General features: G+C 38.7%; 14 protein-coding genes and 1 pseudogene. 7 read left to right on the plus strand and 8 right to left on the minus strand.

The genetic code is table 11. The features are described 5' to 3' along the window. Positions 1-3 precede the first annotated feature (3 nt). Positions 4-996: a 2Fe-2S iron-sulfur cluster-binding protein gene (locus tag HLH18_RS13430; RefSeq protein ID WP_171547231.1), complete on the plus strand. Its 993-nt coding sequence runs from the start codon at positions 4-6 to the stop codon at positions 994-996. 37 nt (positions 997-1,033) lie between these two features. Here HLH18_RS13430 and HLH18_RS13435 read toward each other — a convergent pair whose 3' ends face one another. The 5 genes and pseudogenes from HLH18_RS13435 to HLH18_RS13455 form a co-directional block, all read right to left on the minus strand. Next, on the minus strand, positions 1,034-1,681 hold the full coding sequence (locus HLH18_RS13435; protein ID WP_250852431.1) for a response regulator transcription factor: 648 nt from the start codon (positions 1,679-1,681) through the stop codon (positions 1,034-1,036). Next, positions 1,672-3,153 carry a PAS domain-containing sensor histidine kinase gene (locus tag HLH18_RS13440; RefSeq protein ID WP_171547232.1) on the minus strand — a complete coding sequence of 494 codons (1,482 nt, stop codon included), beginning with the start codon at positions 3,151-3,153 and terminating at the stop codon, positions 1,672-1,674. Before HLH18_RS13440 ends, HLH18_RS13435 begins: the two co-directional genes overlap by 10 nt. 391 nt (positions 3,154-3,544) lie before the next feature. Beyond that, on the minus strand, positions 3,545-5,173 hold the full coding sequence (locus tag HLH18_RS13445) for a SulP family inorganic anion transporter (protein WP_171547233.1): 1,629 nt from the start codon (positions 5,171-5,173) through the stop codon (positions 3,545-3,547). Beyond that, positions 5,170-5,586: a hypothetical protein gene (locus HLH18_RS13450; protein WP_171547234.1), complete on the minus strand. Its 417-nt coding sequence runs from the start codon at positions 5,584-5,586 to the stop codon at positions 5,170-5,172. The genes HLH18_RS13445 and HLH18_RS13450 overlap by 4 nt, the downstream gene beginning before the upstream one ends. Before the next feature lie 385 nt (positions 5,587-5,971). Further along, positions 5,972-6,085: pseudogene (locus HLH18_RS13455) on the minus strand (transposase domain-containing protein); the annotation flags it as partial. A 158-nt stretch (positions 6,086-6,243) separates the two neighbouring features. Here HLH18_RS13455 and HLH18_RS13460 point away from each other — a divergent pair. Beyond that, on the plus strand, positions 6,244-6,756 hold the full coding sequence (locus HLH18_RS13460; protein ID WP_171547235.1) for a cytochrome b: 513 nt from the start codon (positions 6,244-6,246) through the stop codon (positions 6,754-6,756). Between the two features lie 140 nt (positions 6,757-6,896). On the opposite strand, the gene HLH18_RS13465 is transcribed toward HLH18_RS13460, so the two are convergent. Continuing rightward, positions 6,897-7,598, minus strand: a complete 702-nt coding sequence (locus tag HLH18_RS13465; protein ID WP_171547236.1) for a VIT1/CCC1 transporter family protein — start codon at positions 7,596-7,598, stop codon at positions 6,897-6,899. A gap of 558 nt (positions 7,599-8,156) precedes the next feature. Between HLH18_RS13465 and HLH18_RS13470 the strand changes: the two genes are divergently transcribed. From HLH18_RS13470 to HLH18_RS13485, 4 genes are all read left to right on the plus strand, one after another. Continuing rightward, positions 8,157-8,453: an ArsR/SmtB family transcription factor gene (locus HLH18_RS13470; RefSeq protein ID WP_171547237.1), complete on the plus strand. Its 297-nt coding sequence runs from the start codon at positions 8,157-8,159 to the stop codon at positions 8,451-8,453. Beyond that, positions 8,446-9,465 (plus strand): permease, encoded by a 1,020-nt coding sequence (locus HLH18_RS13475; RefSeq protein ID WP_131289982.1) that lies wholly within the window; start codon positions 8,446-8,448, stop codon positions 9,463-9,465. The genes HLH18_RS13470 and HLH18_RS13475 overlap by 8 nt, the downstream gene beginning before the upstream one ends. Positions 9,466-9,486: 21 nt before the next feature. Then, complete coding sequence (locus HLH18_RS13480) at positions 9,487-9,726, plus strand: thioredoxin family protein (RefSeq protein WP_131289979.1); 240 nt, start codon at positions 9,487-9,489, stop codon at positions 9,724-9,726. A 236-nt stretch (positions 9,727-9,962) separates the two neighbouring features. Continuing rightward, entirely contained in the window at positions 9,963-11,102 is a 1,140-nt protein-coding gene (locus HLH18_RS13485) for a GGDEF domain-containing protein (protein WP_350643412.1), read from the plus strand. Positions 11,103-11,754: 652 nt separating this feature from the next. Here the strand turns inward: HLH18_RS13485 and HLH18_RS13490 are convergent. Continuing rightward, positions 11,755-11,961 (minus strand): hypothetical protein, encoded by a 207-nt coding sequence (locus HLH18_RS13490; RefSeq protein WP_171547238.1) that lies wholly within the window; start codon positions 11,959-11,961, stop codon positions 11,755-11,757. A gap of 961 nt (positions 11,962-12,922) precedes the next feature. Here HLH18_RS13490 and HLH18_RS13495 point away from each other — a divergent pair. Next, a complete protein-coding gene (locus tag HLH18_RS13495; RefSeq protein WP_131292474.1) occupies positions 12,923-13,285 on the plus strand; it encodes a YidH family protein in 363 nt (120 codons plus the stop codon). Between the two features lie 4 nt (positions 13,286-13,289). On the opposite strand, the gene HLH18_RS13500 is transcribed toward HLH18_RS13495, so the two are convergent. Then, positions 13,290-13,601 (minus strand): ArsR/SmtB family transcription factor, encoded by a 312-nt coding sequence (locus HLH18_RS13500; RefSeq protein ID WP_171547239.1) that lies wholly within the window; start codon positions 13,599-13,601, stop codon positions 13,290-13,292. Positions 13,602-13,671 lie beyond the last annotated feature (70 nt).

Genomic DNA, 13,671 nt, shown 5'->3' on the forward strand with positions numbered 1-13,671 from the left:
CCTATGCATAAAATTCAGATTGAAGGACAGGGGCAATTTCACTGTGCCGCCGATGACGTGCTATTACGCGGTGGTTTGCGTGAAGGTTTGGGCTTACCTTATGAATGCAATGCCGGTGGCTGCGGAACCTGTAAAATTGAAGTGTTGTCGGGTGAGATTGAAAACCTGTGGGCAGATGCACCCGGATTGTCTGATCGCGACAAACGTAAAGGACGTGTTTTGGCTTGCCAATGTCGACCAAAATCGGACTGTGTGCTCAAGGTTCGTTTAGATGAACAGTGCACACCCAAAATCTTGCCAAAACAGCAAGCCGTGACCCTAAAGTATGTGCAACCCATTACGCATGATATTCTAGAAATTCATTTGCAGTCGGATGAGCCTGCCCAATTCATTCCGGGTCAATATGCGTTGCTTTGGGTCAACCAGCAGTTGCTGCGTGCCTATTCGATGTCGAACTTGCCGAATGACGAAGGGCTGTGGGTGTTCCAGATTCGACGTGTGCCGGATGGCAAGATGACCAACCTACTGTTTGATGAGCAACAACGGCAAGATGCCGTGATTCAGATTGATGGTCCTTATGGACTGGCACACTTGCAAGAGCAGCCACGTCCGATTATTTGCGTGGCAGGTGGTTCAGGCTTAGCACCAATGCTCGCGATTGCACGTGGCGTTGCAGTCAATCCACATCTACAGCATCACAAAGTCTGGTTCTTCCATGGCGGACGTGAACAACGCGATTTGCTGACTGAAGTGCAAATGCGTGAATGGACTGAACTGGGTACAAGACTGAATTATGTACCTGCAACCTCATCAGAGCTGATTGAAGGGATTCGATCAGGTTTCATTCATGATGTGATCAATGATGTGCTAGGCGACCAATTGCTTGAGCATGAAATTTACTGCGCAGGCCCACCACCGATGGTTAAATCCATTGAACAGATGGCCCATCAGGCGGGCATTCCGCAGCAGCAAATCCACTTCGATCGATTCTTCTAAATCTTGATCTAACTTTAAATCTTGCAAGCTGATGGGTTTAAACCATCACTTGCAAGGATTTGTCACGACACATCAACACCATATTGACAATCTGCGCAATCGACTCGGTGCCCAGTTTTTGCCGGATATGGGTGCGATGAATCTCGACCGTTTTATGGCTGATATTCAGCATCTGCGCGATATGTTTGCTGGACAGGCCATCGACCAATAAATGAATGATTTCGTTTTCACGTGGGGACAGTGATTTAAGTTTGGATCTTTGTAGTTCACGTTTTTCAGCTTCTAAAAAATCGAGTTCTGCTTGCTGTAAACACGATTGAATCTGATTCAGCATATGCTGCGGGTTAAACGGCTTTTCCAGGAAATCAAAGGCACCCGCTTTCATGGCATTGACGGACATCGGGATATCGCCATGACCGGTCATAAAAATAATCGGCATACTGATCTTTTGCTGATTCAGCTGTTGTTGTAACTGCAAGCCACTCATACCGCGCATACGAATATCCAGAATCAAACAGGCCGGCGTATGTGGACGCTGGTAGCTTAAAAATTCCGTCGCACTATTGAAAGTTTTGGACTCGAGTTGAACAGAATCCAAAAGCCAGATTAAAGAGTTACAAATGTCTGGGTCGTCATCAATGACATATACGATGGGTTCTGCGACATGCGGATTGGTCATATACATTTTGCACGCTCCTGTGCTGCCAAAGAAATATTGAAGATGGCACCTGATTCGCCTTCACAAACCCATAAATAACCGTGGTGATTTTCGATGATGCTTCTCGATAGGGTCAATCCAATCCCCATACTGTCGGTTTTGCTTGAATAAAATGATTCAAATAACTGTTCAGGATTTTGTCCTTCTAAGCCGGGACCATTATCCGCAATGGCGATCCGTGCATGCTGGCTGTGTTGCCAGGTGCGGATGAAAATATCGCGCTGACCTTCAGGGTTTTTTTGTAGGGCATCGACCGCATTGAACACCAGATTAATAATCACCTGACTAAACAAAGTCTCATCCGCCGAAATACAGATGGGAGATACACCCAGTTCATAATGAATCGTGCAGCCACCTTGATCTGCTTTTAAACCAATCAGCGGGTTTAAGTCCTGAATGAGACGATTGAGCGAATGTACTTTAAAATTCGCTTCGCCTTTTTTGAGGAAGCTGCGCATGCTGTGAATAATGCCATTCACGCGATGAGTTTGATTCAAGGCTGCATTCAAAGCATCAATGGTTTCCTGAGTATTTGCTAAACCGTTTTGAATGCGGATGATGCTGCCTCCGACGTAGTTATTTAAAGCCGCCAGGGGTTGATTCAACTCATGCGCGAGCGCAGTTGAAAGTTCGCCCATGGTTTTACAACGAGACATATGTCCAAGTTGTTTTTCCCGGGCACGCGCCTTATTTTCTGCTTCTATACGCTCGGTAATATCCCGATAGTTAATTAAAATGCCTTGAATATCAGGATGATCAAGTAAGTTCTTGACGGTTGCTTCATGATGGTGCCATTTGCCATTATGGTGCATGATTTTGTAGTTAATGGTGCCAATATCATCATTCGATGGTTTTTTAAACAGGAGTTGTCGCACATTCATACGGTCGTCGGGATGAATCACACTCAGAACATTTTTATTGAGCACGAAGCGATCGCGATAGCCCAGAATTCGCTGCAGGGAAGGGCTGGCATAAAGGAGTTTACCTTGAGTATCCAGGATGGCAATGCCATCCCCCGAGTTTTCCAGCAGCATCTTAAAATACTGATCTTTTGACTGGAGCTGATACTGATATTTTTTGATTTCACTGATGTTGCGGACGAGCGCCAGCATTTTGGGTTGATGTTCGATTTCAACAATTTTCAGGCAGACTTCAACAGGGATATGATGCCGGTCCTGAGCCTGAATGAGCCATTCAAATGTGATGGCTTTATGACTTGCTGCTTGGTGAACTTTCTTTACGGCATGATGAAAATCAAAGCCATGACTATGCGCACTGATCTTTTCCACGCTCATCTGGGTTAATTCAGATTTGCTGTAACCGGTCAGGGCTTCAGCTGCTTCATTGGCGTCGATGAAATCGATACTGTCTATGTCATGTACAAAAATTGCATCACCAGCTTTGTCAAAGATGGTTTGATAATAATTAACGCTTTTCATTTCCATTCCTTACTCTAGATGGCGTCCTGCTATCTGGTAGAGGGTGTGTTTCATTCCATTCAAACATTTTTCGTTTTCTTGTTCATATTGAATAGAATCTTAAGATTGTGCAATGCAACTTAAAGTCTAATTACATACTAAAAAAGTATGAATCAAATAAGAAAAGAATAAATGTTTAAAACTTATAGTTTTTAGGCAAAATCTGTTCCAAAAATATTTATTACAAAATTTATTTATCAAACCTAGCGTAAAAGGGAAAAGGAAAATCAAATTTTTAACATCATTCTAAATTAGCCCGAATAACGGATAAGACATTGACTTGAAAAAGGTGTTAGCAGCGTCATTCGTTGAGTTACCCCACCTAACTACTTACTGAACAAACTCCCTCTGATCAAGTCGCAGTGCTACTTTCTAACTGGCTTACGGCATCATCGACACTTTGTGCGTCATAACTAGAGCAAGGAAATAATGGACTATTCACATACAATAAGGTTTGTGCGACTGAACGACGTACTCGTGCCAGCTTCAGGTCAATCCCTTTCTCTTGCAAATGCTCAGCCAGCAATAACAACTCTTCAATACTGGTACTATCAAGGCTTGGACATTCTTCAAGATTCAAAATCACGTGTTTATAATTTTGCCAGGAAACCTTCTGTAAAATCGTATGACAGATTTTTTCTGCATTGGCAAAAAACAGGGGATGATCAGGTCGTGCAATTAAAATAGCATGAGGTGCTACAGCTTCAGGAAAACGGTTGATGTCAACATAATCATGTCCACCATTCAGACGTCCAAGCCATGCAATTCGAGGGACAGAATAGCTTTTTAATAACATTAAAATGCTCACCATTACTGCAATCAATAAACCATTGAGCACACCAAAAATAATCACTGCCCAAATTGCAACAATCGACAGTAAGCGATCTTTATGCCAGATAAAATACTGTTTAAATGGTGCAAAACGAATATGCCCACTGACAGCATACATCACAATACTTGCCAAAACAGGTTCAGGAATATTGGCTATATACTGGCGAAAAAACAGCAAAAAAATCACCACGGCCAGCGCTGCTACCCAAGCTGATTTTTTGCTATTTGCCCCTGCGGATTCATTGGCTGAAGTCGCCGAATAGCCTGCACCAACCGCCATTCCTTTAAACAATCCTGAGCAGATATTGCTTACGCCCAATGCAATCAGGTCTCGGTTTGGCTGGATTGCATCATGGTATTTTAGGGCCGAGCTACGAATTGAAGTATAGGATTCAGCATAGATAATCAGTGCAACGGCCAGTGAAAGTTCTACCAGTTGCAACCAGCTATTCATACTCAACTGGGGCAAGTGAACACTCGGTAGAACAAACTCAAAATGCCCAACAGAACGGATCCCCCATGCTTGGGTATATCCCATCACATTGAAACTGATCCCTAAAATAATCAGTAACAGCGCAACTGGAATAGTTTTATAGCGCTGGGTGAATTGCAAAATGAAAAAGGTACAGAGTCCCATGATCAATGCATACCAGTTCCAGCTCGAATAAGCCTGTAACATTTCCCACAACTGACGGAAAAAATCACTCTGTACGGGTTGCACCTGTAATACTAAAGGAAGCTGTTTTACTACAATGCTGAGTGCCAGACCAAAGGAAAAGCCTTTCAGCACCGGTTTTGCAATAAAATGGGTCACATCTCCAAGCTTAAACAACCCTGCGATCACCAGTAAAATGCCCGACAGAAATACCAGTGCATAAGCCAGACCTGCCCGTTCTGGTGCAGAAAACATGACTAGGGTTGCCAGACCTGAACTCATGACTGCGGCAGAAGATGATGTCGAAGACACAATTGCAAGACGGCTATTCCCGATTAGACCATAAAGTACTAAGCCCAGTACCAACGCCACCAAACCACTTTGTGGTGGCAACCCGACCATATTGGAATATGCGACTGCTTCAGGCAGCAGCAAACCTGCGATAGATAAACCCGCAATCACATCAAAAAACGGGAATTTTTTAGCAGCGGTCATACATTTGCCAAATCTTGCATAGTCAGCGAAATAATCTGGCAAGGAATTAGGGCATCTTCATCATGCAGATACACCGCACATAATCGATGATAACCATCCGCGATAATTAAATGACGTCGTCCTAAATCACGTACCAACAATAAAGGTGAAAGTGCTTTGTTCTGCTCAATTTTGCTCAAATCACGTGCCACATGAAAATTGTGTTCATCAAGTAGTGGAAGCTGTGCTGCGCGAAAAATATCTTTGGCTTTAAACTGAGTTACTGTTTCGGCTTGTAACTGGCTCACCAGTTCTTCAACCTGTGAAGGATGCAACAATAAACACAAATAAGACTTCGCAGCAGGATAATCATGTGCTTCTGGCTGATCGAGCCAGACAATTGAATGCTTAGGTTTTTTATTATTACTGTCCATGGTTTCAGATTGCTTATTATGGTAATAAATCATCTGACAGCATAACAAATCAGTCGAATAAAAGTCTGTAAAAAAGTGGTTTTACTGAGGACTGGGTTACCTGATAAATATTGATCACGATTTGAATAAATCGTAAGGATTAGATAGGGCCCATACCAGCCTATTAGGTGTTTTTTGTCAAAAAATCATTGATTTGATCAAGATATAATAATATTTTAACCAATCCTATTACTCGGCCATTTGAGTTATTCAAAAAAAGTATCTATTCTGAAGTTGCAGATTCAGCAATAGGTAAAAATTCATTTTCTGGATAAGCGTTCGGTGAACCCCTTGCTTAATTTCAATTTTAGGCGAACTTCCCGTGATATGGTAACAGCTCTTCAATCTAGCTCATTTTCTCCGTTGGCAGTCTTTTCAGCACATCACTTAAATAGATATACGGATCCAGTCCATTCTGTTTTGCTGATTGGATTAAGATCATAAAGTTGGCGGCTTGCTTTAGCTAGATAAAGCAAGCCGCGGAATTCTGACTAAAAATATGTAATATATTGATTTTACAGTATTTTTTAAATTGATAGCTATTTATTTTAGTTTTAATATCTAATTCAGTTAGATTGTATTTTATATAATATCAGTATCTGATATTCAGGAAAAATCATGAATAATAACTATCCAAAACCTATAATAATAATGCACTGGATTACCTTTGTTTTAGTTGCAATTGTATATTTGACGAGTGGAGATCCCACAAGAACAGGCTTGCAGGGCCAGATTCATGTCATGGGTGGAATTTCAATATTTATTCTATTTTTCGTGAGATTAAGTTTTGTTTTTATTTATAAAAGAAGTATTCCTCAAAATGAGATAATTAATTCGTATCAAATCAAATTATTCAAAATTGTCAGATTTACGCTTTACTTAAGTTTATGTGTCGTTCCAATCGCGGGCTGGCTTGCATTATCGAGTCTGACTGATAACTTCCAAGTATTCTCTTTAAACTTGCCACTTTTAAGCAGTGTGAAAGATCTTAAATTTATTGCTGAATTACATCAATTTTTAGGTAACTTTTTTATTGTAATTGTGGGTTTGCATGCCTGTGCTGCATTAATCCACCATTTTATTTTCAAAGATAATGTATTAAAAAGTATGTTATTTAAAAAAATGAAGTGATTTAGATCTATAAAAAAATAGCGATATTGTTCACCCAGAACAACATGCTTTATCGATATAAAGCATGTCAAATATTTCTATAATTTATTATCTATACCCCTCATGGGGTTGGACGTGTTCGGGTCATATAAAAAGGGATCTTACGCCACCGCAACATTAAATAATGATCCGATCCAAGCACTGAATAACATGGCGATAATACCCCAAAGCATGACCCGAACCGAACCTTTAAAAATACTTGCACCGCCAGCATAACTGGCCAAGGCGCCCATAATCCCCAGGCTTAATACCCCAATCAGCATTACGCCTTTCTCTAAGTATTGCTCAGGCAGAAGCATAATTGAAATTAAAGGAAATAATGAGCCTACAGTAAATGCAATGGCTGAAGAGAATGCAGCACGAAAGGGCTGTGCAGAAGTATGATCTGAAATACCAATTTCATCACGAGCATGTGCGTCTAAAGCATTGTGTGCAGTCAGTTGTTGCGCGACTTCTTGTGCTAAAGAGGGTTGCAATCCACGCTGTATGTAAATATTCTTTAGCTCATTTAATTCATGTTCAGGATGGCGTTGTAGTTCACGTTCTTCCATTTCCAGATCATTCTTTTCAATATCTTGTTGTGATTTAACGGAAATATATTCACCTGCAGCCATCGATGCGGCTCCAGATATTAATCCGGCAACACAAGTCACCAGTAAAGTATGAGTGGATGCTCCACTGGCTGCTATTCCCACCACGAGACTTGTGACTGAAATAATCCCATCATTTGCCCCCAGCACAGCTGCACGCAACCATCCCGCACGTTCGATGTAATGTTTTTCAAGATGATAAGAATGGCGCACAAGGTATATCCTTCTTTGTTATCATGCTGATTATAGTTAAATTTATTGAATTTGTAGACCTTATTATTGGCTAATTTCAAAAACCGTGCTTAACAAGAGGGGAGAATATAGCTAAATACCAAATAAATCATTACAGTAATCTTTAAACAATTTATCAATATCTTCGTCTTTAAAATCTTTTGAATATCCCATGTTTCTATTACTCTATATTTTTTAGTATTTGGCTATATAGACCTGACTGCTTTACAGGTGCTCCAAAACACTTGATCTCATTTTAGAAGGTTCTTGTTTTACACAAGGGAATGATTGAATATAGAGGCTCTTGCGCTCAACCAGCGTTAATAATGCACCCTTAAATTCTCACCTATCACGGTATCATCTTCGAAATCACCTAGGAGTTGAAGTTATTCTATGACTTCATCACGACAATGAATACTTGTCCTGTACTTATTAACAAAGCCCTGAAAAATGGGCTTTTTTTATTTGTCATATTACATTGACAGTGATCAATGTAGTTTACATACTAATTACATTAGAGTCATTTAAGGATCCTGTAGATTGAACAATCTTGAGGCCTGTCATCTATATAAAGCTTTAACCGATGAAACGCGTATAAAAATTTTACAAAGATTACATTCAGGCGAGTGCTGTGCATGTGAATTATTGGAAATGCTCTCTATCACGCAATCTACACTATCGCATCACATGAAGTGTTTGACTGAACTGGGGTTAGTCAAGGGGCTAAAAGATGGACGCTGGATGCGTTATTCAATGAATACCACTTGTACCGAACAGCTGTATTCATTCACTAAAACGCTTTTATTAGGTCAAGATCAAGGGGATTTAAATGGATAGCATTATTGCGGTCTTTGCATGGTTAAATGATATGCTGTTAAAAATGACTTGGCTATCAGAGGGGGTTGCCTGGTTCGTTGAAAGTATTTTGGGTTTATCGATTGCCACACAAGTCGGTGGCAGCGTGCATTTCTTTATCTATGATGTGATTAAAATTTTTATACTTTTAAGTGTGCTGATCTATTCACTGTCATATATTCAGAGCTATTTCCCCCCAGAACGAACTCGACAAATTCTGGGACGCATGAAAGGGCTTAAAGCCAATATCATGGGTGCCTTACTTGGAACCATTACCCCATTTTGTTCCTGTTCATCTATTCCTATCTTTATTGGTTTTACTCGGGCTGGTTTGCCTGTAGGCGTGACATTCTCTTTTCTGATTTCCTCTCCCTTGGTTGATTTAGCTTCCATCATCTTATTAGCCAGTATCTTCAATTGGAAAATTGCCATGATCTACGTGGCACTCGGTCTGATTCTGGCGGTCATTGGGGGTTCAATCATCAGCTTTTTCAAAATGGAAAGGTATGTTGCTGAATTTGTCACTCAAAATTCTGCGGTGCAAGGTGATGAAGATTTTAAAATGTCTGCTAAAGAGCGCCGCGAATTTGCTTGGGAACAGGTGGTTGAAATCTTCCAGAAAGTCTGGATCTATGTCTTAATCGGTGTCGGTATTGGTGCGGCGATTCATAACTGGATTCCAGAGCAGTGGATTACTGTTTTATTAGGACAAGACAACTGGTATTCAGTGCTTGTTGCGACTGTGGTCGGTATACCAATGTATGCGGATATATTTGGTACTTTACCCATCGCAGAAGCGTTGGTGGCTAAAGGTGTGGGTTTAGGTACAGTTTTGGCATTTATGATGGGGGTGACAGCACTTTCTCTGCCCTCCTTAATTTTGTTAAAGCAAGTCGTTAAAACACAATTACTCAGCCTTTTTGTCGTGATTGTTTTTGTTGGTATTTTAATTATTGGATACAGTCTAAATTTATTTGGTCAGTTCTTTATCTAAAACAGTCTCAGGAGATTAGAAATGCATATTAAAGTTATGGGTACAGGTTGTCGTAAATGTAAGGCTTTATTGGCGGCGACAGAAGAAGCGGTGAAAAGCAGTGGTGTACAAGCTGAAATTGAGTATGTCACCGACATGATCAAGATTGCTGAAACAGGTTTGATGAGTACACCAGGTTTAATTATCGATAATAAAATTGTCTCAAGCGGTAAAGTATTAGAAGCTCCAGCAATAGCTGAGTTAATTGAAAAAAACAAGTAAATGGAGTTATTGAAATTTAAGTTTAAAAACCAGTTGCTCCGGCAACTGGTTTTTTATCGAAATAGAGCTAAAACACCCGGTTTAAGATTCAATTGAATTGCTGGAATTCACAACCTGAAACCGAGTAAAAAATGATTTATGAAAGATTTTTATTATTAAAAAATAAATAATTATTGATTAATTTTAGCTAAACAATTTAGAATAAAAATCACCCAGCCCTAGGTGTCATTCAGTACGTGAATCTGCCAGATACCCAGTATTTTTTGTTAGTTTACCCAATTTGCTTAATTCTTATAGGTGCTGTTTTTATTGCTGCTCATCTATGGTTTAAAGCACCGAAATATTTATTGTGGATGGGGCTGGGTTGTATTTTGCCATCGGTCGCATTAGGTTCACAGACACTGATGACAAATGCACAGCTGAGACTGACTGCCCCATGGTTTGCACTTTTTTATTTAGGTGGCGCTTGGGCAGTGGTGCATGGAATGCTCTTAAAAGCCAATTCAAAATCAAATATATTTGTAGCAACCACTTTGATTGTAGTGGGTATGGCTTTGCTTTTATATTTTACCCATTTTGATGAGAAGTTATGGCTAAGAATAATAATAATTAATATTGTGATTTTATGCTTAGAAGTTTTAGCACTTCCAAAAGTATATGATTTATTTAAAAAAACCTACGCCTTAGAAAAGATTTTATGTTTTAGTTATGTCCTCTTATTTAGTTATGGCGTTATTAGAACATTAATTGTCATCGTATACCTTCAAAATGTGCAAGATGTAAACTTAGTAACAACCCAATGGTGGATGATGATGGTTGCTGTAAATCTCCTCCTCAGCCTGTGGTTTGCAATTATAGTTTCAGCTGTAGCGGTAAAAGAAAGATTTAATATTATCAACGAAGAAAGATTGAGAGATCCTTTAACGAAGCTGTATAACCGTATTGGTTTTTTAGAAAAAACAAAAGATTTATTTAATGAATTGCAGCACGGTGAAGTTTATCTTGTGATGTCTGATATTGATAATTTTAAGAACATCAATGATGCCTGGGGGCATGTGATCGGGGATGAAATCTTATGCGAAATTGCCGATATATGCAGATCTAACATTCGGCAAGGTGATGTTGTCGGCCGGTTTGGTGGGGAAGAATTTATTATATTACTGTGCAGTCCAGATGAAAAATCTTCATTCGCTTTAGTTGAACGCTTACGCAAAAAGATTGAAGATCAACTTTTTATTAATAATATTAGAATTACTGCAAGTTTTGGGGCAGCCAGAATAGATACAGACACCCAATTAATGAGTGCTCTAGAAATAGCAGATAAACGTTTATACCATGCTAAAAATAATGGCCGAAATAGAGTTTGTTTTAATTAAGTTTTTTAGAAAGAGATGAATTCAGATGGTGTTTTCTAGATCGTGTGAAAGAGGGGCATTTTAACTCAAATTGAATTATTTAAGTGATGCTAAGCTACGTCAATCCTCACTTTTCCTGTCAGCTAAACATCTCCTATATTGTCCATTATTAAACTGAATGGACTCAATCCATACATCTATTTAAGGGATTTGCTGAAAATCCTGCCAACCTAGAAAATGAGCCCGATTGATATCTTTATTGGTGATAATATAGATACTTTAAATGGGTTCTAATATCAAAAAAATAGGATTAAATTTCAAAAAACTTATGCTATCAAAAATGGGGTGAATTTTAGGCATCGTTGTACGCTTTGGCTCACACGAATCTCGGCTCTTTGCTGCTGGTTGAGATATAAAAAATTTCCTATGATGAAGCCATAGAGAACTGGATGTTCCAAATAACAAGAATAAGAAAGATCGCACAAGGATTGGCAGGTATGACAGGAGTTATACCAAGCGAACCCAATATGAAAAACCCTCGCAGGATGCCGGGGTTTTTTATTGCCTATATTTTTGCTTTAAATGAGGTTATATGAACGTTAGGAAGTGAATTAGAGTCACGGCTGAGCCAATAGGATAATTACCGATTTACAAATATGCTTATAACTAAGATTTAGTTAAGTGCTTTTTTGATTTTATCAACCATTTTTTGGGCAGTCTTATGGTCATCAAAATCAATATTTATAATTCCTTTATTTCCCTGATTATTTGGTAAGCTTTTAATAATTAGTGAAAAATTGTCCGTTTCATTGGTAACGATTTCTACTGAAACAATATAAGCAGTATTAAGGAAAAAATCTTTTTTTAGTTCAATGAGCATTTTTATTCTCGAGAAAAATTTTAAGAAATCTTTATAACATATTAATTCAAAAAAGCTTAATTTATGATCTATTTCAACAATTCATGACTCTTCAATGCTAATAAAGTCTACCTTTTACCGAGTTTGAGAATTTTATAACCAATTAGTAAAACATTAAGAATTCATATAAATTATTATGGAGATGTTAAATTTATGTTTTTTAGGTCAAGCTATGGAAAGAACTATAATTATTGTAATCTTAGCTATTATTGCAGTTCTACTGATCATCTTCTATAACAAGAAAAAGTGAGATATGAATAGCAAAGATTTGGTAGGCAGTTTTAGTTTGCTATGTGGACTGCCACACTCATAGAAGAAAAAACAGTTAGTACCTAGGATATTCTTTGTCTCATCCTATGTTATTGATGAATATCATTTCAATCAAAGAGCTGGACCAATGAATGGAGGCAGCTATAAAAAAGAATTAAAGAGGTTAATAAAATATTAATAGGCTACAAGCTATTTTCACACCTTATGAAGGACTCAAAATTTACCGAATAAATTAAAAATTCGGCACTGAGTCCTACTCAGAGAAAATATAAAAATTTAAAAATAAAAGTCCCCCCCCTGATGAGTACCAATGACACTTTAAATAACCATTTTTTGATAGATTTGAATGGGTGAACAATACAATTCAAGTCAAAATGTAAGCTCAAATGCCAAGCCAACAACTATTGATATTTTTGATTCTAAAGGACACCTGAGAGGCAGAGCTACATCTCAACGAAGTATAGAATTTCTATATTTTAATTAGTTCAAATTTGTGATTATCCGGATACGGGGATTGGCCAGGTAGGGCATCTGTAACATGAATTAGGGCATCAAGAACTGCTAAGGCTATAGTTGAGTTGAAGACATTGAAGACTATTTGTTCAAGAGTTAAAAATAATCAACAGTGACTATTAAATTATAAGGGAAAGATATGTCAAATCTCGAAGATCCACGGGTCTTGTTTGCTCTGGAGCGCACAGCATTGGCATGGAACCGGAGTGGTTTAGCCCTGATTGCCTTTGGTTTTGTAATTGAAAAATCAAATTTACTCATTCAGTTGGTAGATCCTGTGAAGTACCAACATAAGATTGTATATAGTCACTGGTTGGGTATTGTGGTGATTGTCTTTGGTATGCTGATTAATCTGGCATCGATTCGGCAATACCGTACCGGACTGAAATCATTAACCCAGACAGAGTTTTTGCCTGATTATCACACCCAGCATCCTGTTTGGCTCAATCTATTTACCTTGCTGACGGGGCTTCTGCTGATCATTTCTTTTTGGATACATTGATTGTTTAAACTCCACAATACAGTTGATACAACGTTTGCATAAGAGCAAGTACTTTAGGATCAGAGACCTGATAGAAAATCTGTTTACCTTCACGACGAGTGCTGACCATGTCTGCTTTTCTCAGTACAGTCAATTGTTGTGACAAGGTAGGTTGCTGGATATCAGTGCGTAGTTCAATTTGCTGTACATTGAGCTCACCTTCAACCAGGACACACAGAATTTTAAGACGATCCGGGTTTGACAAAACTTTCAGACAATCACTGACAAGATCGACTTGTGAAAAGTCTATTCGCACTTTTAACTGAGCAGTGTTCATGAATGTGTCCTAATAACCAATAATGAGATACAAAATAATCAGTACTTCTGCTTGAATATTTTTATTTATT

The sequence above is a fragment of the Acinetobacter sp. ANC 5414 genome (assembly GCF_013004295.1).
GTDB lineage: Bacteria > Pseudomonadota > Gammaproteobacteria > Pseudomonadales > Moraxellaceae > Acinetobacter.